Origin of the sequence: Streptomyces populi, assembly GCF_002911015.1 — a bacterium.
Taxonomy (GTDB): domain Bacteria; phylum Actinomycetota; class Actinomycetes; order Streptomycetales; family Streptomycetaceae; genus Streptomyces; species Streptomyces populi.
In genome coordinates this window covers 1797-25754 of sequence record NZ_KZ626953.1, presented here as the reverse complement: position 1 = coordinate 25754, position 23958 = coordinate 1797, and the positions used below count along the sequence as shown (strand labels likewise).

At 72.4% G+C, this 23958-nt stretch carries 28 protein-coding genes; 15 read left to right on the top strand and 13 right to left on the bottom strand.

Annotated elements, in window-relative coordinates; genetic code table 11:
* The first annotated feature begins 294 nt into the window (after positions 1-294).
* Positions 295-1509 carry a phospholipase D-like domain-containing protein gene (locus tag CW362_RS35540; RefSeq protein WP_103553730.1) on the top strand — a complete coding sequence of 405 codons (1215 nt, stop codon included), beginning with the start codon at positions 295-297 and terminating at the stop codon, positions 1507-1509.
* Between the two features lie 57 nt (positions 1510-1566).
* Here the strand turns inward: CW362_RS35540 and CW362_RS35535 are convergent, their stop codons facing one another.
* Positions 1567-2286, bottom strand: a complete 720-nt coding sequence (locus tag CW362_RS35535; RefSeq protein WP_240658211.1) for a GAF and ANTAR domain-containing protein — start codon at positions 2284-2286, stop codon at positions 1567-1569.
* A 241-nt stretch (positions 2287-2527) separates the two neighbouring features.
* Between CW362_RS35535 and CW362_RS35530 the strand changes: the two genes are divergently transcribed.
* From CW362_RS35530 to CW362_RS35500, 7 genes are all read left to right on the top strand, one after another.
* On the top strand, positions 2528-2788 hold the full coding sequence (locus CW362_RS35530) for a WhiB family transcriptional regulator (RefSeq protein WP_103553728.1): 261 nt from the start codon (positions 2528-2530) through the stop codon (positions 2786-2788).
* Between the two features lie 136 nt (positions 2789-2924).
* Positions 2925-3335, top strand: coding sequence for an ATP-binding protein (locus tag CW362_RS35525; protein WP_376451065.1), 411 nt, complete (start codon positions 2925-2927; stop codon positions 3333-3335).
* 108 nt (positions 3336-3443) lie between these two features.
* The gene (locus CW362_RS35520) at positions 3444-3749 is read left to right on the top strand and encodes a hypothetical protein (protein WP_103553726.1); all 306 of its coding nucleotides are present in this window, start codon (positions 3444-3446) and stop codon (positions 3747-3749) included.
* 169 nt (positions 3750-3918) lie between these two features.
* The gene (locus CW362_RS35515; protein WP_103553725.1) at positions 3919-4326 is read left to right on the top strand and encodes a hypothetical protein; all 408 of its coding nucleotides are present in this window, start codon (positions 3919-3921) and stop codon (positions 4324-4326) included.
* Positions 4327-4637: 311 nt separating this feature from the next.
* The gene (locus tag CW362_RS35510; protein ID WP_103553724.1) at positions 4638-5018 is read left to right on the top strand and encodes a DoxX family protein; all 381 of its coding nucleotides are present in this window, start codon (positions 4638-4640) and stop codon (positions 5016-5018) included.
* The gene (locus tag CW362_RS35505; protein WP_103553723.1) at positions 5015-5482 is read left to right on the top strand and encodes a peroxiredoxin; all 468 of its coding nucleotides are present in this window, start codon (positions 5015-5017) and stop codon (positions 5480-5482) included. The genes CW362_RS35510 and CW362_RS35505 overlap by 4 nt, the downstream gene beginning before the upstream one ends.
* 324 nt (positions 5483-5806) lie before the next feature.
* Positions 5807-6754, top strand: a complete 948-nt coding sequence (locus CW362_RS35500; protein ID WP_103553722.1) for a TauD/TfdA dioxygenase family protein — start codon at positions 5807-5809, stop codon at positions 6752-6754.
* 58 nt (positions 6755-6812) lie between these two features.
* Here the strand turns inward: CW362_RS35500 and CW362_RS35495 are convergent, their stop codons facing one another.
* The 5 genes from CW362_RS35495 to CW362_RS35475 all read right to left on the bottom strand — a co-directional run bounded on the left by CW362_RS35495 (position 6813) and on the right by CW362_RS35475 (position 11380).
* Complete coding sequence (locus CW362_RS35495) at positions 6813-8285, bottom strand: FAD-binding protein (RefSeq protein WP_103553721.1); 1473 nt, start codon at positions 8283-8285, stop codon at positions 6813-6815.
* A 175-nt stretch (positions 8286-8460) separates the two neighbouring features.
* Entirely contained in the window at positions 8461-9654 is a 1194-nt protein-coding gene (locus CW362_RS35490; RefSeq protein WP_240658209.1) for a flotillin family protein, read from the bottom strand.
* A gap of 11 nt (positions 9655-9665) precedes the next feature.
* Positions 9666-9917, bottom strand: a complete 252-nt coding sequence (locus CW362_RS35485; RefSeq protein WP_103553720.1) for a hypothetical protein — start codon at positions 9915-9917, stop codon at positions 9666-9668.
* 128 nt (positions 9918-10045) lie between these two features.
* Positions 10046-10927: a hypothetical protein gene (locus CW362_RS35480; RefSeq protein WP_103553719.1), complete on the bottom strand. Its 882-nt coding sequence runs from the start codon at positions 10925-10927 to the stop codon at positions 10046-10048.
* Between the two features lie 216 nt (positions 10928-11143).
* Positions 11144-11380: a chaplin gene (locus CW362_RS35475; protein ID WP_103553718.1), complete on the bottom strand. Its 237-nt coding sequence runs from the start codon at positions 11378-11380 to the stop codon at positions 11144-11146.
* A gap of 198 nt (positions 11381-11578) precedes the next feature.
* On the opposite strand from CW362_RS35475, the gene CW362_RS35470 reads away from it, so the two are divergent.
* A complete protein-coding gene (locus tag CW362_RS35470) occupies positions 11579-11785 on the top strand; it encodes a hypothetical protein (protein WP_103553717.1) in 207 nt (68 codons plus the stop codon).
* A 295-nt stretch (positions 11786-12080) separates the two neighbouring features.
* Here the strand turns inward: CW362_RS35470 and CW362_RS35465 are convergent, their stop codons facing one another.
* On the bottom strand, positions 12081-12731 hold the full coding sequence (locus CW362_RS35465; protein WP_103553716.1) for a DUF4360 domain-containing protein: 651 nt from the start codon (positions 12729-12731) through the stop codon (positions 12081-12083).
* 704 nt (positions 12732-13435) lie between these two features.
* Between CW362_RS35465 and CW362_RS35460 the strand changes: the two genes are divergently transcribed.
* A complete protein-coding gene (locus CW362_RS35460) occupies positions 13436-13978 on the top strand; it encodes a hypothetical protein (protein WP_162684336.1) in 543 nt (180 codons plus the stop codon).
* Positions 13979-14089: 111 nt separating this feature from the next.
* Here the strand turns inward: CW362_RS35460 and CW362_RS35455 are convergent, their stop codons facing one another.
* From CW362_RS35455 to CW362_RS44975, 4 genes are all read right to left on the bottom strand, one after another.
* Positions 14090-14926: a hypothetical protein gene (locus CW362_RS35455; RefSeq protein WP_103553714.1), complete on the bottom strand. Its 837-nt coding sequence runs from the start codon at positions 14924-14926 to the stop codon at positions 14090-14092.
* Between the two features lie 122 nt (positions 14927-15048).
* The gene (locus CW362_RS35450) at positions 15049-15564 is read right to left on the bottom strand and encodes a hypothetical protein (protein WP_103553713.1); all 516 of its coding nucleotides are present in this window, start codon (positions 15562-15564) and stop codon (positions 15049-15051) included.
* A 172-nt stretch (positions 15565-15736) separates the two neighbouring features.
* Positions 15737-16327 carry a DUF6624 domain-containing protein gene (locus CW362_RS35445; RefSeq protein ID WP_376451042.1) on the bottom strand — a complete coding sequence of 197 codons (591 nt, stop codon included), beginning with the start codon at positions 16325-16327 and terminating at the stop codon, positions 15737-15739.
* On the bottom strand, positions 16324-17049 hold the full coding sequence (locus tag CW362_RS44975; protein ID WP_240658208.1) for an ATP-binding protein: 726 nt from the start codon (positions 17047-17049) through the stop codon (positions 16324-16326). The genes CW362_RS35445 and CW362_RS44975 overlap by 4 nt, the downstream gene beginning before the upstream one ends.
* Before the next feature lie 146 nt (positions 17050-17195).
* Here CW362_RS44975 and CW362_RS35435 point away from each other — a divergent pair, with 146 nt between their 5' ends.
* A complete protein-coding gene (locus CW362_RS35435) occupies positions 17196-18017 on the top strand; it encodes an SDR family NAD(P)-dependent oxidoreductase (RefSeq protein WP_240658207.1) in 822 nt (273 codons plus the stop codon).
* A gap of 69 nt (positions 18018-18086) precedes the next feature.
* Here the strand turns inward: CW362_RS35435 and CW362_RS35430 are convergent, their stop codons facing one another.
* Positions 18087-19496, bottom strand: coding sequence for an NsdA family TPR-like regulatory protein (locus CW362_RS35430; RefSeq protein ID WP_103553711.1), 1410 nt, complete (start codon positions 19494-19496; stop codon positions 18087-18089).
* 299 nt (positions 19497-19795) lie between these two features.
* Here CW362_RS35430 and CW362_RS35425 point away from each other — a divergent pair, with 299 nt between their 5' ends.
* From CW362_RS35425 to CW362_RS35410, 4 genes are all read left to right on the top strand, one after another.
* Positions 19796-20617: a helix-turn-helix domain-containing protein gene (locus CW362_RS35425; protein WP_103553732.1), complete on the top strand. Its 822-nt coding sequence runs from the start codon at positions 19796-19798 to the stop codon at positions 20615-20617.
* Positions 20618-20620: 3 nt separating this feature from the next.
* Positions 20621-20857 carry a DUF397 domain-containing protein gene (locus CW362_RS35420; RefSeq protein ID WP_103553710.1) on the top strand — a complete coding sequence of 79 codons (237 nt, stop codon included), beginning with the start codon at positions 20621-20623 and terminating at the stop codon, positions 20855-20857.
* Positions 20858-21001: 144 nt separating this feature from the next.
* A complete protein-coding gene (locus CW362_RS35415) occupies positions 21002-21499 on the top strand; it encodes an SGNH/GDSL hydrolase family protein (RefSeq protein ID WP_162684335.1) in 498 nt (165 codons plus the stop codon).
* A 36-nt stretch (positions 21500-21535) separates the two neighbouring features.
* The gene (locus CW362_RS35410) at positions 21536-22342 is read left to right on the top strand and encodes an SAM-dependent methyltransferase (RefSeq protein ID WP_103553708.1); all 807 of its coding nucleotides are present in this window, start codon (positions 21536-21538) and stop codon (positions 22340-22342) included.
* A gap of 18 nt (positions 22343-22360) precedes the next feature.
* On the opposite strand, the gene CW362_RS35405 is transcribed toward CW362_RS35410, so the two are convergent.
* Positions 22361-23758, bottom strand: a complete 1398-nt coding sequence (locus tag CW362_RS35405) for an FAD-binding oxidoreductase (protein ID WP_103553731.1) — start codon at positions 23756-23758, stop codon at positions 22361-22363.
* Positions 23759-23958 lie beyond the last annotated feature (200 nt).

The following is a 23958-nucleotide window of genomic DNA, read 5'->3' as shown; positions in this document are numbered from 1 at the left end:
GTCCGGCCGCACGCGCCGCCCTCCCGTCGGCGGTGGCCGAAGTCCGGGACGACGGGGGGACTGTCGCGGCGGATCGGGGGCACCAGACACGCGTCCCGGGCGCCCACGGGTGTCTCGGCGACATCGCTCCCGTGGCGGTCGTACGGGGCCGGGCGACCCCGGAGCCGCACGGTCGAGCGGCCGGGGTGGTGGCCTTCGCCGGGCAGGGGACCGGCAGGACCACCACCCCGGTACTGCTCCTCGTCCGCGCGGGGCGACGAGGCGGATCACGGCACGGACAACAGGAGACGGCGGATGTCCCGGACCATCACGGCACCAGTCGAGGCGAACGAAGCGGTGGACCCGACGGAGGCGCGACGTCGCGAGCAGCGGTTCCGCAGACGCCTGGAGCGGCTCATCGGCATCGCCGCCACCGAGGGGAACGAGCTGGTCCCCCTGCGCAACGGCGACCGGATCTTCGCCGCGATGCTCGACGCGGTGCGGTCCGCCCGGCACACCGTCGACATGATGACCTTCGTCTACTGGCGCGGGCAGATAGCCCGCGACTTCGCGGCCGCGCTCGCCGACCGGGCGCGGGCGGGCGTCAGGGTGCGGCTCCTGCTGGACGGCTTCGGCGCGAAACGGATCGAGGAGGACCTGCTGCGGACCATGACCGCCGCCGGTGTGCAGGTCGCGTGGTTCCGCAAACCGCTGTGGCTCTCCCCTCTGAAGCAGAACCACCGCTGTCACCGCAAGGCACTCGTCGTCGACGAGCACACCGCGTTCACCGGGGGCGTCGGCATCGCCGAGGAGTGGTGCGGGGACGCCCGCGGCCCCTCCGAGTGGCGGGACACCCACGTCAAGGTGCGGGGGCCCGCCGTGGACGGCATAGCCGCCGCGTTCGCGCAGAACTGGGCGGAGTGCCACGACGAGCTCTTCGACGACCGGGACCGCTTCACCGAACACGGTCAGCCGGGCACGGCGACCGTGCAGGTGGTGCGGGGCTCCGCCAGTTTCGGCTGGCAGGACATGCAGACCCTCATCCGGGTGATGCTCACTTCCGCGGAGGAACGCTTCCGCCTCTCCACCGCCTACTTCGCCCCCGACGTCTACTTCGTGGACCTGCTGTGCGCGACGGCGCGCCGCGGCGTACGGGTGGAGATCCTGCTGCCCGGCCCGTACACCGACCAGCGGGCCTGTCAGCTCGCCGGCCAGAACCACTACGGCGCGCTGCTGGCCGCCGGTGTCGAGATACGCCAGTACCAGCCGACCATGCTCCACACCAAGATCATGACGGTGGACGGGGTGGCTTCCCTCATCGGTTCCAGCAATTTCAACCGCCGCTCCATGGAGCACGACGAGGAGGTCATGCTGGCCGTCCTCGACGAGTCGTTCACCGCGGCCCTCGACCGGGACTTCGACGAGGACCGGGAGCACGCGGTGAGCATCGATCCGGCACGCTGGCGGCGCAGGTCGGCGGTCCAGCGCGCCAGGGAACTGGCCGTCGCACCGCTGCGCCGCTTCCTCTAGTCCGGCGGTCCGGACGGGCCCGCGGCCGGGCCGGTGGGGGCGAGAGCGGCGGAACGGTCAGCGGGGCCGCTCGCCGGTCTCGCAGACCTTGCGGGCGATCTCCCGCAATTTGATGTTGTGGTCCTGGGAGGCCTTCTTCAGCACGGCGAAGGCCTCCTCCTCGCCGAGGCCGTGGCGCTCCATGAGGATGCCCATCGCCTCGCCGATCTCGTGGCGGGTCTCCAGGGCGTCGCCGAGCTGCTGGTGCGTCCGGGCCGAGGACAGGGCGACCGCGGCGTGCGACGCGAGCACCCAGCCGGCGCGCTGGGCCGACTCGTCGAACATGTTCGGACGACGCGAGTACACGTTGAGGGCGCCGAGTTCGTCGTCGTCGGTGAACAGCAGGAAGCCCATCATGCTGCCCATGCCCAGCTTCCTCAGCTCGGGCGCGAAACGGGACCACTTCTCGTGCGGCCGGCGCAGGTCCTCGATGGCGTATAGCTGCTCCCGGTCGGTCACCGCGTCGAAGCACGGCCCCTCCCGCAGGTCCTGCTGGATCCGGTCTGCCATGCGCACGACGTCGCTGGTCGCGGCCAGCGCTCTGACCTCACCGCGGCGGACCGTGAGGATGCCCCCCTCGTCGCAGCCGTTGATCAGCACCGTCGCGTGCTCCACGATCCGGTCCAGCGTGGCCTGCACCGAGTCCTGGGCCAGCAGGTCGCGCGCCATGTCCGCCAGGGCGACGGCGAACTTCTCCCAGACCTCGCCGGACTCCTGCGCCATGGGCCACCCGTTCATCCGTCGAAACGAAACCAGCCTTCACCCGGAGTTCCATCTTGCCATCCCGGCACATCCCCGCCGAGGTGACCGGGGGATACCGGTTCCCCTCCTTCCCGGGGAATCCCCGCCGCGCGACGGGGCCGCTCCGGTCTCCACGGGTTCTTTGCACGACTCGCCTGTTTCATCCGGCGGATCAAGGGTGACCCGAGAGGGGACCGGATTCCCGAGGACGCGTTCGATTCGATCACAGGAGGCTCGCATGGAGAACTGGCGCGACAGCGCGTCTTGCCGCACCGTTGACCCCGATCTGTTCTTCCCCATCGGCAGCACCGGCCCCGCGCTGCTGCAGATCCAGGAGGCGAAGGCGGTCTGCGCGGGCTGCCCGGTCCGCGAGGAGTGCCTGCGCTGGGCCCTGGACACGGGCCAGAGCGTCGGCGTCTGGGGTGGTACGAGCGAGTCGGAGCGGCGTGCGCTGGCACGGCGGCGAGCGCGTCGGCGCACTCAGGACTCTTCCGCGTAGACAAGACGGAAAGCATCACCGGGCCTCGCCGCGGGGCCGGGTTCGGGCGCAGGCGACCGGGTCGCGAAGCGGCAGGAGGCATCCCGCCGACGAGATCCGAACGAAGGGCACGATGGAGATCGATCCGAGCCGGAACATGAAACCGTCGTCCGGGGAGTTCGGGACGCTCACCAGTGCGTTCGGCGGAGAACTGCGCAACGTGACCGACGCGCGGCTGGCCGCGGACGGCTATCTTCGCGCCCTCGCGCGAACGACACCGCCCTCGGCCGCCGAGCACTGGGACGACATCCTGCTGGTGGTCACCGAGCTCGCCGCGAACACGATCCAGTACGCCCCTGGTCCCTTCGAGCTCCAGATCCGTCCCACCGTGGGCGGTGTGCACGTGATGTTCCACGACAGCAGCACCACCCCGCCCGCGCCCCGCCGCTTCCGCCCCTCCCAGGGCGGGGGCGGCATCGGCTGGCATCTCGTCCACGCGCTCTGCGACCAGGTGAGTGTGATCGTGCGGCCCGACGGCAAGGACATCCACGTGTTCCTGCCCTGGTGACGGGACCCCGCCCGCGGTCGCGCGCCGACGCGGAGGTGTCGTTCCGCGTGGCACGGGCACACGGTTCCGATGAGGGAAGCTGCCGCGTCGCACGACCGAGGGGGAACGTTGGATCCGGAGCGGGAACCGTCCGAGCGGGAGCACGCCGTGTGGGACCGGGTGCGTCGCGCCGCCACCGGGATGGACCACCACCGGGCGAAGGCCGCCCTCGGCGAGGCCCGGAAGGCGGCCGAGGAGGGTTCGGCCGACGGCAGGACGACACCCGACACGCAGACGGAGCTGGACGAATGGGAACGGATCACCGACGTCCTGGCCGATCACGCCGGGGCGTACGACCCCGCCACGGATCCCTTCGTCCAGGGGCAGCTCGCCGCCCGCTCCGACCGCGCGCGGGCATCGGGACGACGTGGCTGAACGCCGGCCGGCCCGCGTTGTCAGTGCCCTGCGGAACAATGCCGGTCAGCCAGAACGTCACCGCCCCGGTGCCGCGTGATCCCGTCCGTCCGTCGAAAGGCCGCCCGCACATGACGCCGACCCCGCACCTCCGTGCCGTGCCGCGAGCGCCGATCGGAGGCCGGTGACCATGCTGCGGCCACTGTCCCGTGCGCGTGCCCCGCTCGGCCCCGAGGGTGCCGAGGTCCTGCGTCTGATCACCCAGCGGCGGTTCCCCGTCCGCCTCACCGTGCACGCGAACGGCCGCCGCCGGTACGGCTACTGGCTTCCGCTCGATCCCGCGACCGGACGCGGCGGCTGCTACGTGGCCCTGCCCACCGGCGAGTGCGACGCGCTGCACGCGGCGGGCCGGATCGTGCTCGGCGACCCGCTCGTCGACCCCGCGAAGACCACGTACGCGGTCCAGGCCGCGGCACGCACCACCGCCACGGGCCGGGGCGAGACGGCCGGCCGGGGCGTGGCGAGCATCCGGAACGGGACGGCCGGCCGGAGCGAGGCGATGGATCCGGGCACCTTTCGGCACGCCCTGACGGCCTGACCGCTCCGAGGCGAGGTACGGGCGGACACGGGGTACGGGCACGGACGGCGGGAGCGGCCGGGTCACGGGAGAGACTCCCGGCCCGCTCGGTCCCGGACCTGGCGGGAGCGGCACCACGGCCCTGCCTCCCGGCCGGGGCGCGTCACCTCCACGGCCGTTCACGGGCCGAATGCCCGAACCCGGACGTTCGGGCATTCCCCGGACTTCGTCCCCGTCCCGGCCCGTGAACGGCACCCCCTCGTCATGTCCCGCCCGCACCACGGCCACTTACCCTGAAGTAATATCCGCGGCAGGCTCCCGGAGGAGGAACCGTGCCACGGTCCGAACGATCGCCCTTGCTGCTCGCAGGCCTCCTGGCCACCGCGGGCGTCGCCCACTTCGCCGCACCGCGGCAGTTCGACGCCATCGTCCCGCGCGCCCTCCCGGGAGCGCCCAGGACCTGGACGTACGCGAGCGGTGCCGCCGAACTCGCCCTGGCCGCCGGGGTGGCACTCCCCCGGACGCGCCGGGTGGCCGCGCTCGCCACCGCCGCGTTCTTCGTCGGGGTCTTTCCCGCCAACGTCCAGATGGCCGTGGACTGGCGCCGTCGTCCCGCGCCGCTCAGAACCGCGGCACTCGCCCGGCTCCCGCTCCAGGTGCCGCTCGTACTGTGGGCGCGCGGAGTCGCCCGGTCCGGAAAGGGACAGTCATGACATCTCAGGTGAACGTGGGCGACCAGGTCGAGGACTTCGCGCTGCCGGACGAGACCGGGGTGACGCGGAGCCTGTCCGAGCTGCTGGCCGACGGGCCGGTGGTGCTCTTCTTCTACCCCGCCGCGCTCACCGCCGGCTGCACCGCCGAGGCCTGCCACTTCCGCGATCTGGCCACCGAGTTCACGGCCGCGGGCGCGCGGCTGGTCGGCATCAGCGGTGACGCGGTCGACCGGCAGCAGGAGTTCGCCGACCGTCACACGCTCGGCTACCCGCTGCTGTCCGACGTCGACGGAACCGTGAGGGAACGATTCGGCGTGAAGCGGGGCTTCACCCTGGCCCCCACGAAGCGGGTCACGTTCGTCATAGGGAAGGACCGCACCGTCCTGGAGGTGGTCCGCAGCGAACTGCGCATGAGCGTCCACGCCGACCGGGCTCTCGCCGCGCTGCGCGGGCACAAGGGCTGAGACGTCCGGAGCGCGTTCGCGCCCGGCGTCGAACGCAGTGAACGGGCCCCGCCCCTATGCGGATGGAGGGCGGGCCCCGTTCACTGCTCCCCATTCTCGGCACGGTCCGCGCCCGCCGACAGGGAGTGCGCCACGGTGACGTGGTGGACACCGGACACACCCCGTGCGCACGGCGCGCCTCCCGTGTGCGCCCGCGCCTTCCGCGGGCACCGGGCCCCTCCCCCGGGCCCTGCCCGCTCCCATGGGCGGGGCGGCCTGTCGGCGGACAGCCCTTGGCGGTCATGCTGGAGCCGACGAGCCGGACGCACGATCGACGGAGGCCCCATGACGGACCAGGTCACACCCCTCGAAGTGAAGCCGGTGGCGGGGCACGTCGGCGCCGAGATCACGGGAGTCGACCTGGCGGAGCCGCCGGCGGACGAGGTCGTGGCCGCGATCCGGGCGGCCCTGCTGCGCTGGAAGGTGCTGTTCTTCCGCGGCCAGCGGCTCGACCACGCCGCGCACGTCGCCTTCGCGCGCCGGTTCGGGACACCGGTCCGGCTCCGGTCCCGGGGCAGCGTGTCGCCCGCGGAGTTCCCCGAGGTGGAGACGACGGCCGACCGTCTCGAGCTGGGCGGGCGCTACGGCATGGACCACGAGGAGTGGCTGCGCAGGCGCCGTCACTCCCTGCTGCGCGGGTGGCACTGCGACCACGGCGCCCGGGTCGACCCCCCGGCCGCGACGATCCTGCGCGCCGAGACCGTACCCCCGTACGGGGGCGACACGACCTGGTCGAACCTGGCCGCCGCCTACGCGGGCCTGTCGGCTCCCGTGCGCGCCTTCGCCGACACCCTGCGCGCCGAACACCGGCTCGGGGTCGGGTACCAGAGCCGGCCGGGCGACGACGCGTACGTCCGCCGGCTGCTGGACCGTCAGATCGCCACCGATCACCCGCTGGTGCGGGTGCACCCGGAGACGGGCGAGCGGGTGCTGTTCGTCAACGGCTACTACATCGAGCAGATCCTGGGGGTGTCCCGGCCGGAGAGCCGGGCGCTGCTCGACATGCTGCTGGAGCAGGCGACCCGTCCCGAGTACACGGTCCGTTTCCGGTGGGAGCCGGGCAGCGTCGCCTTCTGGGACAACCGGGCCACCATCCATCTGGCGCCGGGCGACACCACCCACCTCGACCACCCCCGGGTCATGCACCGGGTGATGCTGGCCGGTGACGTCCCGAGGGGGGTGGACGGCGAGCCGTCGGCGCCGATCGTGGGCAGCGAGCCCGGCCGCTGGTGAGCCGGTCCGGCCCGGCCCCGACGGCGGGCTCCGGGCCGGGCGCCGGAAGCGGCCGCCGTCAGAAGACGCCCTGTCCCGGGACGAGGATCCCCCGCGGGTCGTACGTGTGCCGGGCGGTGGCCAGACGTCGGTAGACGGGGCCGAAGTGCTCGCGCCAGTCCGCCGCGCCGAAGGGGACCGAGCCGACCGGGTAGTGGGTGCCGCCCGCCGCGTGGACGGTGTCGTAGGCGGCCCGGTTGGCGGCGAGGAGCCGGTCGACGGTCGCGGTGTCGTCGGGCGCGGTCGTGCGCAGGACGGCCAGCAGATAGGACACCGGGTCGTCGGGCGTGCGCAGCAGCGGGGTGTGCAGGTTCTTCCGCAGCACCGGGTACAGGAGGACGACGCCGGGACCGAGGTCGGCCGGGGTGAGGTCCGCCAGCAGGGATTCGGCCAGCGTCGCCGCCGAACGGCCCGGCAGCAGCAGGTTCAGCCAGGGGTGGGCGAAGGCCCACAGGCCCGCTTCCTTGAGGGCGGCGACCGAGGCCGCGAGCCGGTCGAGGAAGTCGTAGTAGCCGAGGTCGCTCGTCTGCACGCCCGCGGGATCGTGCCGCAGTCCGCGCAGCAGCGCCGTGTCGTCGGGTGCGGGTCCGACGGGCGGACCGTAGGCGACGGCCTCGATGACGTAGCCGCGGAAGGCCCCGTCGGCGTCGGCGCTCACCTGGCCCTCGACGTAGTCGAAGCGGCCCTCCTGGACGAGCAGTCGCTGGTCGTCCAGGAACGTGCGCAGGTCGTCGTACGGGAGGAGGTAGTGGCGTACGGTCACGGGCGCGGGGACCAGGCGCAGCGTGGCGCCGACGATGACCGCGCACTGGCCGAGCCCGGCGAGCACGGCGTGGAACAGATCGCGGTGACGGGTCGGGGAGCAGCGGACGAGGTCGCCCGCGCCGGTGACGACCTGGAGTTCCGTCACGTTGTCGACCTGGGCGCCCTGCTGGTGGGTCTGGCCTCCGAGGCCGCCGACCGACAGGGTGCCGCCGACGGAGAGTTCGAGGTAGTCGGTGAAGGTGGGCGGGGTGAGTCCGTGCGCCAGGGTCGCCCGGGCGACCTCGCTCCACCGGGCTCCGGCGCCGACGGTGACCGTGGTGCTGCCCGGTCCGACCGGGCCGATGGACGCGAGCGGTGTGGTCTCGATGACCAGACCCCCGTCGACCTGCGCCTGCCCCTGGGTGGCGTGGCCCTGGCCCCGGGGCGCGACGGACACGCCGTGCTCGTTGCAGAAGCGCACCATGGCGACGACGTCGCGGACCGAGCCCGGCCGCAGCACCGCGGCCGGGCGCCGGTGGACGATGTGGCCGAAGTCGTCGGCGTCCGCCGCGAGGGAGGCGTCGTCGGTGTGCACGCTGCCGTCCAGCGGCGGCAGGCCGGCGAGCGTCCGCCCGGTGGTGCGGGTCGTGGTGGTCGCCCAGCTCCGGGAGAAGGGATCGAACCCGACGACCGCGACGCCGGCGGCGAGGCCTTGCAGTGCGGTGCGTCGCGAGGGTGTCCGGGGCATGCGCTCCTCCTGGGGCTGCCGCTTCGAGATCAACTGCGCCAGAGTGTAAGGGACTTGATAGCCCTGGGGGCCGATTGACCCGAACGCGGCCACGGGCGCGCCGTCCCTCCCGAAACGGCCGCGTCCGCCGCCCCGGGAGGGACGGCGGACGCGGTGGACCGGGAGCCGTGGACCGTCAGCCGGCCGACGGGGCGCCCTTCGGCTCGTCGCCGTCGACGTCGACCGGCGTGCGGCTGTATCCCGCGAGCTCGAGCGGGCCGCCCGCCTTCGCGGCGCCGCCCTCGGGGTTCTGTCCGCCCAGGTTCTGGCGGACGGAGTCGAGGATGGTCAGGCCCTGCGCGACCAGTCCGGCCGCGATCTCGCCGAGGCCGTCGGCGCCGTTGAGGACGTTGACGTTCGCGCCGGCGAGACCGCCGGCCGCCTCCTTGACGATGAGGGGCAGCTGGTCGATCAGCATCCGGTCGAGCGCGACCCGGTCGTGCGAGGCGGCCGCCTCGGCCTGGATCTTCATGCGCTCGGCGTCGGCGACGGCGAGCACCTTGATCCGCTCGGCCTCGGCCTCGGCGGGCTTGACGACCTCGGCCACCAGCTGCTCCTGCCGCAGCTGGGCGGCACGCTGGGCGAGTTCGGTCTGCGCGGCCAGGACCTCCTGCTGGGCGTGGGCCTGGGCGAGCGGGCCCGCCTGGGCGGCCATCGCCTGCGCCCGGTCGACCTCGGCCGAGTACTCCGCCTTCACGATCGCGGTCTGCCGGGCGTACTCGGCCTGGTTCCGCGCCGCCACCTGCTCCGCCTCGACGGAGGCCTGGGTGGCCTGCGCCTGGGCGATCTGGGCCTGGCGCTGGATGGCGGCCTTGTGCGGCGCGGACATCGCGTCGATGTAGCCGGTGTCCCCGTCGTCGATCGACTGGATCTGGAACGAGTCGACGATCAGGCCGATCTTCGCCATCTCCGTCTTCGAGGTGTCGAGGACCTCGGCGGCGAGCTTCTGCCGCTCGGTGACGATCTCCTCGACCGTCATCGAACCGATGATGGCGCGCAGGTGGCCCGCGAAGATCCGGCCCGTCAGGACCGACATCTGCTCCTGGTCGGACAGGAACCGCTGCCCCGCGTTGACGATGCTCTCGGTGTCGTTGCCCACCTTGAAGGCGATCACGGCGCGGACGTGCAGCGTGATGCCCTGCTTGGTGACGCAGGTCTCGGTGACCTCCGCCTCGCACATGGACAGCGTCAGGAAGCGGGTCTTGCGGAAGATCGGCAGCACGAACTTGCCGTGCCCCGTCACGACCCGGAACGGCGCGCCCCCCAGTCCCCGCCTGCCGCCCGAGATCAACATCGCCTCGTCGGGGGCGGGCACGCGATAACCGAACATGCTTCTCCTTCTCAACCGGCGCCGACGGCGTCGCCGTCCAGCGCGTCCAGCGGATCGACCCACGCGATGACGTCGACCGTGCGACACCCTCGGGACTCGATCACCAGCACGGTCGCCCCCTTGGGCAGGGGCTCCCGGGACCAGGCGAGGAAGGTCTCGGATCCGCCTCTCACGCACACCAGGAGCTCGCCGGGACCGGCGGTTCCCCGGGTGCCGATGAGCAGTTCCCCCGTGCAGCCGATCACGGCTTCGTCCTGCACCACAGTCGGCCACCCCCCATCACTCTGAATCTGCCCCTGACCTTAGACCCAGCCCTTTCGGGTCACGCACGCCCCCCGCCGGTCGGCGCCACCGACGGGACACGCGCCCGGGCCTCGGGAGAAGTGTGGGCTCAACTCCTGGTGAAGCGATAGGTCTTGCTGTCGGTCAGTGTGCAGAAGCCCGGGGACACCACGATCACGCGCAGGGTGGCACTGCGGCGGTCGTAGTCGATGCCCTCCGCCTCGAAGGTGCCCGAGCAGGAGCTGCGCAGCGGGAGCGGACGCAGTGCGGTGACGTGTCCGGAGACGTCGGCCGAGCCGTTCGGCTCACCGGACAGGTCGATCTGCAGCAGCGGCCTGGTCATCCCGAAGAGCGTGCCCGCGGGATCGTCGGACGAGCACAGCAGCCGGGTCGCCGTGACGAAGTCGCAGCCCTGTACGTCGCGCACGGCGTGGTCGAGGGCGACGGTGGACACCCGCGGGAGGTCGGCCGAGGGCGAGGTGGCCGGGTTGACGCCGGGGGTCGGGAACACCAGGAGCCGGCTCATCGTGCCGTACTCGCCGGACAGCATCCACGTACCGCTCGGCGTGACGGCGGCGAAGGAGTTGTTGAGCGCCTCGCCGGCGCTCAGCTTGTGGACGTACTCGGACCAGGCGCCGCCGGGCGCCTGTACGCGGAACATCTTCGCGCCGCCGGAGTCGCTCTGGTAGGGCTCCACGTAGTGGCCGTCGTACGAGGCGTCCGGGTCGCCGACGTGGTTCCAGCCGCGTGCGCTCACGCTCGCGGGGATCGTGCCGATGCCCGTGTAGCGGTTGGGGCTGCCGGCCGGGACCTCGACGGAGGCCAGTCCCTGACTCTCGGTCAGCGGGTCGGCGCGGTCCGAACCGACCTCGTTCCAGGTGTCGGCGGCGAAGGCGGGCGTTCCCGTGGTCACGGACAGGACGGCTGTGGTGGCGAGGGTGACGAGACCGGCCAGAGCCGCGTGACAACGTTGCCGTGCGGACTTGCGCATGGATGGTGCTCCTCGATGGGGGTGACTGGTCGGCGCACAGTCTGGCCCGCCGACATGGTCATGTACAGGCCAATCGAGGAACGGGGGCGTCGGCTCCGGGCCCGGTGCCGCCCTGCGGACACGGCCGAGCCCGGCGGCCCACTCGGGAGGGCGAGTGTGCCGCCGGGCTCGGGCCGCCGCCGGGTCCGGGCAGGGGACGCCCGGACCCGCGGACCGTCAGCCGTTCGAGCAGGTGTTTCCGGCCGCCGGGTTCAGCAGGGCCACCACGTCGACCGTGATCCCGCAGACGTTGGCGGCAACGTCCACGGGAACCTGGACGTTGTTGCCCGACAGGACTCCGGGACTGTTCTGCGCGACACCGGTCGTCGGCCCGTTGTCGGCGGCGGCGGTCCCGGCGGTGGCCAGCAGGGCCACACCGGCGAGTCCGGCGGCGGCCATCAGACGAATACGCATGTTCCAAGCTCCGTTCATTCGCAGTGGTGCGAGCCCCTTCACCATCACCTCCGCGAACGATCTACGACATCACAGCGCGGCCGAACGGGGGTTCGCCCGCCGCGGCGGGCGTGGAACGGGCCCGGCACCGGGCGTGTCGCGCGAGGCGCACGGAATGCCCGTAGCGTGAGAACAGATCCGGTGAAGCAGGGAGAAACCATGCCGACAAGCCAGAGCGACGCGTCCACGCCCTCCGACGACCGGGCGACCCCCGACAAGATGCTGCACACCGGGGCCGAAGGCCCGGTGTCGGCCGAGGACCTGGTCCTCGCCACGGGTCGCGACGTCACACCGAAGAACCTCGCCTGGGCCGAGCGCAAGCTCCAGGAGGAGGGCTCCGCGGCGGTCAACAAGCTGCTCCCCTAGGGCCTGTCTGACAATTCGCGTCGTCGCCCGAAGGGCGGCCGGGCGGCGTCAGGTGCGTGCTCTCGGCGCGCCGGCCCCGGACTCGCGTACTGGACGTACTCGGGTCTGGGGCTGGCGCGGCGAGTGGGGGTGCCCCCTGCTCGAAGAGCTCGGGGGAGCGTGCATGGCGTCGCACGGCAGGCGGGAATTGTCAGACAGGCCCTAGGGCCCCTGACCGCACTCAGGGAGGTCACGGACCGGCTCGGCCGGCTCCGATGCGGCGGAGCCGGCCGAGGACCCGCACGGGAAGAACGGGTCAGGCGGCGGGGCACTCCTTCCAGGCCAGGTGATAGACGGTGCTGATGTCACCGTCCGTCGAGTCCATGGTCATGAAGCTGGAGCTGCCGGGCGTCGAGGTGCCCGCGTTGACGCGCAGCTCGGTGTTGATGTTGAAGTTGCGCTGGACACCGCAGGGGGCCCAGACCAGTTGGGCCCAGTCCGTGGTGTCCGTGGCCTGCCAGTCGTCGCCGTACGGGCCGCGGAAGGGGTGGGTGATGGAGGCCGTGTTCGGGGATCCCTGGAAGTAGTACGAGGCCTTCTCCGTGCTGCTCGCGCCCGCCTGGAGCGAGGCGAAGCCGCGGTAGTCCGCGCTGGCGATGGCGTAGGTGAAGCCCTGCGGGACATGCACATTCAGGTTGAGCTGGCAGTTCTTGCGGAACGCGGTGGGGTCGGCGTTGCCTCCGACCTGGGCGAGGTAGTCGCTGTAGGTCACGGTGAAGGCGGTGTTGTCCGGGGAGACGGCGACGGCCGCGGTTCCCTGGGGACAGCCGGATCCGTTGACCGTGGCGACGCTGATGACGATCTTGTCCGGGGGCGGGTTGTCGAACACGGGGTTCGAGTTCGACAGGGGAAGCGCTGTGGCGAACAGGGCGGCGATCGCGCCGCCCATGAACAGGCCACCGGCCATGGTGCTCCAATCCGTTGCGTAGGCGTTCCGGCGACCGCACTCGGGCGTGCCGCCATGAATGGGGGGTGCGGCGCCCCGAAGGACGGGGAGCCGTCGCGGACCAGTGCGTTGGATCAAGCGCGGTGCATTTGCGCATGGGCATGACAAACGCACATGCGCAACCCGCTCCTGGCTGTGAAGGAGCTGTGAAGGCCGGGAGCGACGAAATCGTACGTACGGGGGGTCGCGATGGACAGGACCATCTCCGGCCATTCGATACGCGCCGTTCACACCCACCGCCGCGGTCACGGGGCCCGTTCACCGCGGTTCCCGCCATTCGCGGCCCTGGCCCCGACCCCTCCCGGCCCCCGGCGGCCGTCACGGGCGCCCCCGCCGCCGTGGCGCGGAAAGCACCCCCGGGACGCTCCGGCCGCCTGACGGCCGACGGCCCGCAGCACGCCTCCGGCCCCGGCCCCCGCGCCGCCCGCGCGCACCGCCCGTCCTTGACGCCCCAGGAACAGCGGGAAGATTCCTATCAGGACCGCCTTGCACCGATGGCACACCTTTCGCAGGCTTCACGGCTTTCCGTACGGCCCGGAGCGGCCCTCCCGGTGTCCCGAGGAAGAAGTCGTCCCCGTGTCCCCGAGCGGGCCGGAAGGCGGCGGGGCCGCACGAATCACCCGCCCCCTCGGCACGTCCCGGACGCCCCTGCGACACTGAGACACATGGATCCACGACACCTGAGACTCGGCCGCCGCCGGATATGGATGAGCAGTGCCGTCTGTTTCCTGGTCCTCGGGCCGATCGGCTGGTTCCTCGGTGGCTGGATCCCCTTCGTGCTGCTGACCGTCACCCTGGCCGTCGCCACCGCGGTCTCGCACTGGCGGGCCCCCACCTGGCTCGCGCCCGCCGTCGCCCAGGGCCAGTCGGAGAGCCGCCGGGACGTCGCCACCTTCTGCGTGGTCATAGCGGTGAGCGGCTACGCCCAGCCGCCCGCGCGGCCCACCCCCTCACCGGCCGCCCTCGCGGCCCTGCGCCTGGAGGCGTACCGGGCCGCCGCCGACGACGACCTCTCCGAGGATCTCCGTCTCCTCGCGGCCGACGCGCTGGCCGCCGCGGACCAGGCCAACGCCGAGGACACCCCGGCGAGCTGGCGGGCGGCCCGGGCGAGCGCGGAACGGCTGGCGCACGCCGCCCAGGAGGGCAATCCGTACGTACGGCAGTTGCTCATCCAGTGGGTGGAGGGCAACCCGGCGAGCGACCGGTAGACGATCCGGCTCCTCCCCGCGTCTCGCGGCACCCGTCGAGGCGGCCCGGAGAACCGGACCCCCACGACGTCGTCCGGAGCCGCTCGGCGAACGGGGTGTCCGGCGCCCCCCTCACGGCCGCTCGAAGAACTGGAGCACGCCTCCGACCGAGAAGCACAGCGCTCCCACGAGGGTGCCCCAGTTGGCGATGTCGACGTTCACGAGACTGCCGGTCGCCGGCCGCGTGTAGGCGGCCACCGCCGAGACGAGGAAGAGCACGGATCCGAACTGGTTGACCGCGACGATCCACCAGCCGAGGTCGTCGGCCAGGACGCGCGGACGTCCGTGGCAGACCTCGACGATCGCGAGGTGGCCCGAGATCAGGAACAGGACGCAGCCCACCATGTCGGGCGCCCAGATCAGCCGGTCCACCTGCTGGGTCGAGAGCCCCTTGATCAGCGAGTCGACCAGGTTGACGCCGAACACGAGCGTTCCCACGAAGAGCACGAAGGTGCTGAGCCAGTCGATCCGGCCCGGCTCGTAGCTCCACCACCTCCAGCGCCGCCCGGCCAGTGTGTCGGACCCGCTGTCGCGGCGGGGGGCGTTCACCGCCTGGAGCAGTGAGGCGTAGCCCCCGGTGTTGAAGAACAGGCCGCCCGCGAAGTAGATCCAGACGCCCGTCACGCCGCCCGAGCCGAACTGGACGACCCCGGCCCCGAGGGCGAACAGCAGCCCGCCGACCGTGAACGCGGTCGCGGCGACGGCGTTCAGCCGGCGCAGCCGGGCGATCGACACGGTGTCCGCCCGCCGGGAACGGGCCAGCGCCTCCCCGGGGGCGCGTACGGTGAGCAGACCGCGTTTACGGGCCCGGCGTGATTCCCAGACCGCGGTGCGCCCGTCCATGAGACGCCAGGTCAGCCGGGTCGTGAAGGGACCCGCCCCCTCGGAGCGCGCTTCGGTTCGACTCACCCGGCGACCTTAGCCCGGCGCGGCGAAATCCGGCGTTCAGCCGCCCCGTGACGTTTCGGACGATTCGCGAGGGCGGGGCGGGAGCGTGCTCCGGGCCGATCGGGCCGGTCGGGCCGGTGGGCTCAGGACTCCGCCTCGCGCCTCAGGAAGTTGCTCACCTGACAGGCGAGGCTGTCCCGGGCCGCGTCGGGACGCGCGCCCGCCTCGACGGCCGCGTCGCTCTCGATGCCGCCCGCCCAGAGGTAGCGCTCGGTCCACTCGTCGTCGACCTTCAGCTGGATCTGGATGTCCATCCGGTGCAGGACGGCCTCGGGGCCGGCCGCGAAGAGGACCGCGGTGGCCCGGCGCAGGGGATAGACGTCGTAACCCTCGATGAACTGGCAGTTCCGCCAGTCGAGGAAGGCGCTCTCGCCGTCGGCGCCGACGCGGATGTCGATCTGGCCGTCTTCGAGGTGGATGCCGAAATGTTCGGTGGCGCGGTTCTCGACGGTCACCCGGAATCTGAAGTAGGTGAGTTCGTCGGCGGCGTCGTCGCGCCCTTTCGGGGGCTCCGCCTTTTCCACACCATGAACGCGAACACGCAGGCCGACCTGTTCGTCGTACTCCTGCCAGTCCCCGACCACGTTCGGCTCGCGCACAGTCCACCTCTCCACTTCAGAGAGCTGTTCCTATCTGTGCCCTCAACGAAGTGTCAAATGCGCCGCACATACCGTGGCCAGCGATTTCACCTTTCTTGATCGGCGATCAAGCCGTGTCCAGCCAGAATCTTTCCGCGCCACTCGAAAGGGGCATTTCCGCACGTGCTGCACATCACGTTTCCCTGAGGCCCCACACGCCGTCGCTCAGGTGCCGCAGCTGTTCCTCGAGCGGGCCGAGTCCCACGTCCCGGCGCCGCTCGTCGACGGTCCCGGGGCGGCGTACGGGATAGGGGCGCAGGGTGGCGGGGTCGACGCGGGTGCCGTAGTACTGCGGCAGGCCCAGTTCGACGGCGCAGTGGTCGGCGATGTAGGCGTGGTGCAGGGCGGGGCAGCGCCCGTCGGCCGCGGCCCGGGCGATCAGGTCGCGGCAGCCGAGTTGCAGGCCGAGGTCCGGGGCGTGCAGCAGGATCATCAGGGCCGCGGTCGAGGCGGGTGCGCCCACCCGGTCCGTGGCCGGCCATCCGTACCGCCGGACGATCGTCGCGAGCGCTTCGGCGTTGCCCGCGCGGCACGCGACGAGGAGCCCGGGCCACGGTCCGGCGGGACGGTCGCGTGCCTGGCGCATCAGGCCGCGTTCCTCGTCGGCCCGGCGCACGAGCTCCCCCGCGAGGGCCCTGGCGAGCCCCGGGACCATCGGCGCGGCCCCCCGCTCCCCGGGGCGGGCCCCGGTGTCCCCGGCCGGGCGCCGCGGGACGACCTTCACGGCACCCTCTGAAGCACCATCGAGAACCACACCTTCTTTCCCGTGGTGCCCGGGTCGGCCGGCGCGACGCCCCATTCGTCGCTCAGCGCGGCGACGATCGCCAGTCCGCGTCCGGACTCCTCCGTCCCGTCGGCCGTTCGCGCCACGGGGAGGGCGGACGAGCGGTCGGCGACGGACACGCGCAGTTCGCGCGGGTCGCACTCGATGCCGACGGTGATGCTGTCGCCCCGGTCCGGGCTGCCGTGTCTGAGGGCGTTGGTGAAGAGTTCCCCGGCCGCGAGCACGGCGTCCTCGACACGTTCGGCCGGCAGCCGCAACCGGGTGAGGCACTCGGCGACCGTGGCTCGCACGCCGGGCACCCGCGAGGGGTGTGCCGGGACGGTGGTGCGCAGTCCGTGCGCCTCGCGCACCGGGTCCGCGGGGGTGTCCCCGGACGCGGCCGTCCCGGCGGGCACGGGGAGGGCGGGTGCCGCGGAGGGTGCGGAACCCGCGAGAGGGACCGGGACCGCCGACGGCCCGGAACCGGCACGGGGCGCCGGGGCCGCCGAGGGCGCGTGCCCGGCCGGTGCCGGGGGCTCGGCCGGTTCCGCGAGGTGGGCGTGGAGGGTGCGGTCCGCCGGGCGCGCCCCTTGTCCCGGTGCCCGTGTCCCGTGCCCCGGGGGCCGGTCGTCGTGGGCCGGCGAGGGCGACGGCTCGTGGCGCGGTGCCCTGGATACCGGCATCGGTCCTCCTTCGGGTGCAGCCCGGGGGGGGTGGCTGTCTCGGCGGCTGCCCGTGCAGCCAACACTCCGGACTGCCGCGGCGACCAGGGGGTATTCGGGTTGTCCGGTTGCAAGCACGTAGTGGCGTGGGATGTATGTTCGATCTTGTGAGGAACGGGAGCGGGGGCCGGGCGACGGTGTCCCTTGACGGTGACACCGACCGGACCGGACTGCGGGACAAACGGGTCCTGGTCACCGGCGGTACGCGAGGACTCGGCGAGCAGATCGTGCGGCTGCTGTCCGCCGAGGGCGTGCGGGTGGGCACCTGCGCGCGCACCGCGCGGGGCCTGGAGACGCTGGCCGCTTCGGTGGGCCCCGCCCTGTTCACCCGGCGGCTCGACGTCACCGCTCCCGGGGAGCTGGAGGGGTTCGTCGAGGACGCGGCGGAACTGTTCGGGGGCCTGGACGGGGTGGTGGCCTGCACGGGCGGTTCGCGCGGCGGCGGCTTCGAGGAGGCGGACGCGGAGGACTGGGCCGCGACCTGGGCGGTGAACGTCGGTCACGCGACCCGGCTGGTGCGGGCCGCGGTTCCGCATCTGCGGGCCGCGGGCGGCGGCTCCGTCGTGGTGATCTCCTCGATCTCCGGCTGGAAGCCCGGCCCGCCCGCGCAGTACTCGGTCGCGAAGTCCGCGCAGATCCAGCTGGCCGCCTCACTGGCCCGCGAGCTCGGTCCGGACGGGATCCGGGTGAACGCGGTCTCCCCCGGTTCGATGCTGATCCCCGGCCGGCGCTGGGACCGGATGCGCCGGGAGGAGCCCGAGGCGTTCGCCCGCTTCGTGGCGGCGGAACTGCCCGGCGGCGCGCCGGTCGCACCGCAGGAGGTCGCCCGGGTCGTGGCGTTCCTGCTGTCGGACTGGTCGAGCGGGATCTCCGGCGCGCACCTGCCGGTCGACCGCGCTCAGAACGCCCCCTCCCCCGACGGGTACTGAGCCCCGCGGCGGCACGGCGGCGCTCCCGGTCACGGCACCGCGCCCGCCCGTCGGTGGTCCGCCCGTCCCTCATGCCGCCGCCCCGAGGACGGCACGGGAACGGCGCTCGAACTCCTGGACGACGGGCTCGGCGCGGCGGGGTTCCAGGCGCCTGCGGAAGTCGCGCAGGGCCTGGACGGACCGTTCGCTGTGGACGGCGCCGAGGGTCTCCAGGGCCAGGGTCGCGGTGCCGACCGCCTCGTCCAGGCGGTCCTGCTGCAGGTGCGCGGTCGCGAGGACGGAACGGCTGATGGCCTGGCGCCTGCGCCGGTCCGCGCCCGAGCCGAGCGACTCGCTCGCCGTGCGCTCGGCCTGGCGTGCGAGCCCCAGGTCGCGGAAGCACAGGGCCGACTCGGCCTGGAGGTAGTGGTGGTCGAGATAGCGCACCCACGGCGACTCCTGCTCGGCCCCCTTGCTCGCCTCCAGTTGCCGGTCGGCCAGGCGCAGCGCCGTGGAGACGTCGTCCGCGCGGCCCTGCGCGGCATGTCCGCGCGCCGCCATGGCGTACAGCCGCATCAGTCCGAGGGGGCTGCCCGCATCCCGGGCCGTGACGATTCCGGCTCGGGCGAGTGCCACCCCCTCGTCGGGGCGGCCGAGGCCGGTGGCCAGGTGGGAGAGCCCGGCGAGGATCTGCCCGCCCAGCACCCGGTCGCGCCCCTCGGCGCACAGGCGCAGCCCCTGGGTCATGTAACGCTGGGCGAGGCCGTACTCCCCCGCGTCGTACGAACTCCAGCCGGCCATGGCGGCCAGGCGCGCGGCGGCCGCGAACAGCCCCAGGCGCTGCCCGGGCGGTGTGCCGCGCCGCTGGAGCATGGGGACGACCTCGGTGGACAGGTAGTGCACGATGCTGGTGCGGACCCCGCCACCGCCGTAGTGGTTGTCCATCTGGTCGAACACCGCGATCATCGCGTGCACCTGCTCGACGGGGCCGCCGCTCACGGACGGGGAGGGGGAGGCCGTTTCCTGGTGCTCCAACAGCCAGAGGAGCCAGTCGCGTTGGGGGTTCGCCAGGGCCGCCGCGACGAAGGGGACCGTCCCGAGGAGGCTGCGGCGGGAGATGTCGGTGGAGCCCAGCTCCGCGAGCGCGTGCAGGGTCTCCGCCACGTCCTCGCCGTAGACGAGGGCCCTGCTCGTGACCGGGCGCTGGGGATCCGGGTGGAAGCCGAGGTCCGCGGGGGACATGGCGCGGCCGAGTCGCTCGGACAGGACGGCGGCGATCAACTCCGGTGTGTTGCCCCTTGGTTGCTGGCCCTGGAGCCAGCGGGTGACCGACGCCTTGTCGTAGCGGGTGTCCGTTCCCTGACGGCGCCCCAGTTCGTTGACCCGCAGGGCGAGGGAGGCGTAGGAGCAGCCGGCCTCCTTGAGCACGGCCCCCAGCACCCCGTTGCCCCCGGCGGTCCCGCCCGCGTTCCTCGCCTGTCCCTCGGTCACGGCGGCCATCCCGTATCGCCTCACATCCGCGTGCGGCTGCGCTCCGGAACACACCTGACGAGACTTCAATTACGGTATGGACAAGCGCAGTTGAGCGTGAACATCGCCGATGGTGCGACAGGTCACCCGATCACTATGGTGGCCCGCCGACCGCCTGTGCAACCGGCGTTCCGATAATTTCAGAACGATCCGCACCGCTCTGTCCCTGTCGTCGGCCGCGTGGCACACTGCCCCCTGAGACGGCCGTTCCCGGGAGGTGGGGCGTGGGCGAGAACCGCTCCGGCGGCAGCGCGCCGACCGTCCTGCGCATGGTTCTCGGGAAGCGGCTGCGGCACCTGCGGGAACGGGCGGGCGTCTCCTTCGAGGAGGCGGCGCGCGCCATCGAGGTCACGGCGCTGACGGTCCGCAGGATCGAGAAGGCCGAGGTGGGGCTCCGCATCCCGTACGTGAGGGAGCTGCTCCGCGCCTACGGGGTCCCGGCGGGGGAGGCCGACGACTTCCTCGCCCTGGCCAGGGAGGCCAACCGGCCGGGCTGGTGGTACAAGTACCGCGACGTGCTGCCGGACTGGTTCAGCGCCTACGTGAGCCTGGAGAGCGAGGCCCGCGTCATCCGTCTCTACGAACCCCACTACGTCCCGGGCCTGTTGCAGACCCATGACTACGCCACGGCACTGATGCGCGTCGGTTTCCCCAACGAGCCGCGGGAGGACATCGCCCGTCGCGTCGCCCTGCGGATGAGACGGCAGGACCTGCTCGCCGAACCCGAGGCCCCGGTCCTCTGGGCGATCCTGGACGAGACGGTGCTGCGCCGGCCGGTGGGCGGCCCCGAGGTGATGCGGGCCCAGTTCGACCGGCTGGCCGAGGCCCTGGACATGCCGAAGGTCCGGATCCAGGTCATGCGCTTCGGCGTGGGCGCCCACCCCGGCGCGTTCGGCCCGTTCCACCACTTCCGCTTCGGCTTCTCGGAACTCCCCGACATCGTCTACACGGAGAGCCTGGCCGGCGCGGTCTACGTCGACCGGCCCGACGACGTCGTCAGCTATCTCGAAGTACTGGACCGGATGTCCGTGCAGGCGGAGCCGGTCACCCGGACCAGGGCCATCCTGGGTGAACTGCGTAAGGAGCTGTGATCCATGGGACCCGTGCACAACGGCATGTCCGCGGCCGGTCTGGGAACCGAGGGCTGGCACAAGCCCTGGAGCGGCACCAACGGCGGAAGCTGCGTCGAGGCCAAACGGCTCGACGACGGGAGCGTCGCCCTGCGCCAGTCGCGGGACCCCGAGGGACCCGCGCTGATCTGCTCCCGCGAGGAGATGGCCGCGTTCATCGAGGGCGCCAAGTCGGGTCAGGCCGACTTCCTGATCGCCTGAACGGGATCCGCGCCGCACCTCCCGGGCCCGGGCGACCGCGACCACGCCCCCACAACCGGACAACCCGCACGCACCCTCCCGCCGTGCGGGTTGTCCCCCCCCACACTGGCGAATCCGGCCGTCCCGGAGGGAGTGGACACGGGCATGATCCTCCACCAGGCCCTCGCACGGTGCCGGACCCTCGTCGTCGAGGGTCCCGACGGTCTCGACCGGCGCGTCCTCCTCGCCGAGCTGGACCGGCACCGCTTCACGGTCCGCCCCCTGCACGGGCACCTCCACCATGTGGACCCCACCCGGCCCTACCGTGAACTCCTGTCCGCGCCGGGCCGACTGGCCGTCGACGGCGGTCTCGTCCACGAGCTGGTCTACGGACCGCTGCGCCACGGCCGTTCCCGGGTGACGTGGATCCAGGCACTGGACTTCGCGGAGGCAGTGGCCGAACGCGACGGCGCGCTCCTCCACCTGACGGGCGGGACGGACGACACCGAGGCGGTACGCGCCTACGAGCGGGCGCTGCGCACCCTGGCCCAGCATGTCCCCGTGGTCACCGTCGACACCGGAGAACTCGCCCGCACCGCCCACGATCCCGTCCGGCCGATCCGGCAACTCGGCTTTCGCGCAAGCCCGTTGACGCTAACTTAGAAAGCCGACCGCGTGACGCACGGCAGGAGAACTCCGATGGCCGACCGACCCGCCCCCGACCAGGACGCGCTGTCCAGGATCGACACCACGGTGCCGCACTCGGCCCGCATCTGGAACTACTGGATGGGCGGGAAGGACAACTACGAGGTGGACCGGGCGGCCGGGGACGCGTACCGCGAGGTCGCGCCGAACATCGAGACCATGGCCCGCGCCTCGCGCGACTACCTGATCCGTACCGTCACCTTCGTGGCCGGCGAGCTCGGCATCCGCCAGTTCCTCGACATCGGCACCGGCCTGCCCACGTACGACAACACCCACCAGGTCGCCCAGCGCGTGGCGCCCGACTCCCGCATCGTCTACGTGGACAACGACCCGCTGGTGCTGCGCCACGCCCAGGCCCTGCTGACGAGCACGCCCGAGGGCGTCACCGACTACATCGACGCGGACCTGCGCGAGCCCGAGAAGATCATCGAGGCGGCGTCCCGGATCCTCGACTTCTCCCGGCCCGTCGCCCTGATGCTGATGGGCATCCTCGGCCACGTCCAGGACTACGAGGAGGCCCGGTCGATCGTCCGGCGCCTGCGGGCCGCGCTGCCCTCCGGCAGCTGTTTCGTGCACTACGACAGCACGGACACCGACGCGGCGCTCAAGGAGGCCCAGCAGGGCTACGACGACACGGGCGCGATCCCGTACGTGCTGCGCAGCCCCGAACAGATCGGCGCGTACTACGAGGGCCTCGACGTGGTCGAACCCGGCATCGTGTCCTGCCCCCTGTGGCGTCCGGAGCCCGGTACGTCGCCCGAGCCCACGGACGTCCACGGGGGCGTGGCCCGCAAGCCGTGAACGGACCCGCCCGGCCGGTCAGTCGGTGGTCGCCGGCTCGATGTTCTGGTTGAGGCGGAACAGGTTGCCGGGGTCGTACTTGGCCTTCACCCCGGCCAGACGCTCGTAGTTGCCGCCGTAGCTCGCCCGGACGGCCGCCTGGTCCTCGGCCATCACCATGTTCACGTACGCACCGCCCGCGGAGTACGGGTGGAGGGCGTCCGAGTACTCGACGCTCCACCGCTTGACGGCCTCCGCGTTGGCCGGATCGGGATCCACACCGGCGTAGACGGCGCCCCAGCCGGAACTGCGGTAGCCCCAGGCGGTGTCCGTCGGGCCGACGTCGTGGACGGCTCCGTCGATGGGGTAGAGGTGCATGGTCGACTTCCAGGTCGGCATCTCGGCACCGAACTTGGCGTGCAGCTCGACGGCCTCACCGGGGAGCTCGTCCACGAAGTCCGCCCGCCAGTACCACTGGTCACCGGGCGGGTAGACGCCGTCGAACGCGGACTGGATGGCCGGGTGCGGCATCGGCGCGGGGCCGTGCAGCAGGGGGTCGGGCAGGACGTCGAGCAGCGGGGCCATCTCCCGGGCCGCCGCCTCGGTGTCGTCCCCGACGCGGCACCACAGCACACCGCAGACCTTCTTCAGGTGCATCTCCTCCGGGAACGGCGGCCCCGGCGGGACCGAGCCGAAGAGGAAGAAGCCACCGAGTTCACGCGGTGCCTGGTGGATGAAGCTGCGGTAGGCGGCGAGGACTTCGGCGCCACTCTCGACGGGCCAGAACGTGGGACCCGCGACGACCGTGCTCACCTCGTGCAGCCGGAAGAGGAACGAGGTGACGACACCGAAGTTGCCGCCGCCCCCACGGATCGCCCAGTAGAGGTCGGTGTTCTCGTCGGCGTTCGCCCGGACCTGTTCGCCGTTCGCCAGGACCAGCTCGGCCTCCAGCAGGTTGTCGATGGCCAGCCCGAACTTGCGGGTGAGATGGCCGAGACCGCCGCCGAGGGTGATGCCGCCGACCCCCGTGGTGGAGATGATGCCGCTCGGCGTGGCCAGGCCGTGCTCGTGGGTGGCCCGGTCGACCTCGCCCAGGAGGCAGCCGCCGCCGACGCGTACCGTGCGGGCCGCCGGATCGACCTGGATGTCCTTCAGCGGGGAGAGGTCGAGGACCACTCCGTCGTCGCAGGTGCTCAGGCCCGCGCCGTGATGACCGCCGCCGCGCACCGCGAGCGGGAGCGTGTGGTCGCGGGCGAAGCCGATGACCAGGGCGACGTCCTCCGCGGAGGTGCAGCGCGCCACCAGGGCGGGCCGACGGTCGATCATCGCGTTGTAGACGGCACGCGCCTCGTCGTACCCGGAATCCTCCGGGCCGATCAACTGCCCCTTGAACGCGGACAGTTCCTGGCGTGCCGCTTGTACCGGTGTGGTGGACATGTGCATCCCCGTATCTGGAGACCGCCCCAGGTCCCGGTGCCCGGGCCGTGGACCGGCTCCCGCCGATGGGTCCGATGTGCACGTTTCAGCCCGATCAAAGACCAGCCTAACCCCGCGCCATCCGGCTGGCTCGGCGACCCGGCCGCCCTCGGCACACCGGCCGTCGGCAGCCCCGGCGAACGTCGCCGAGCGCGTCGATC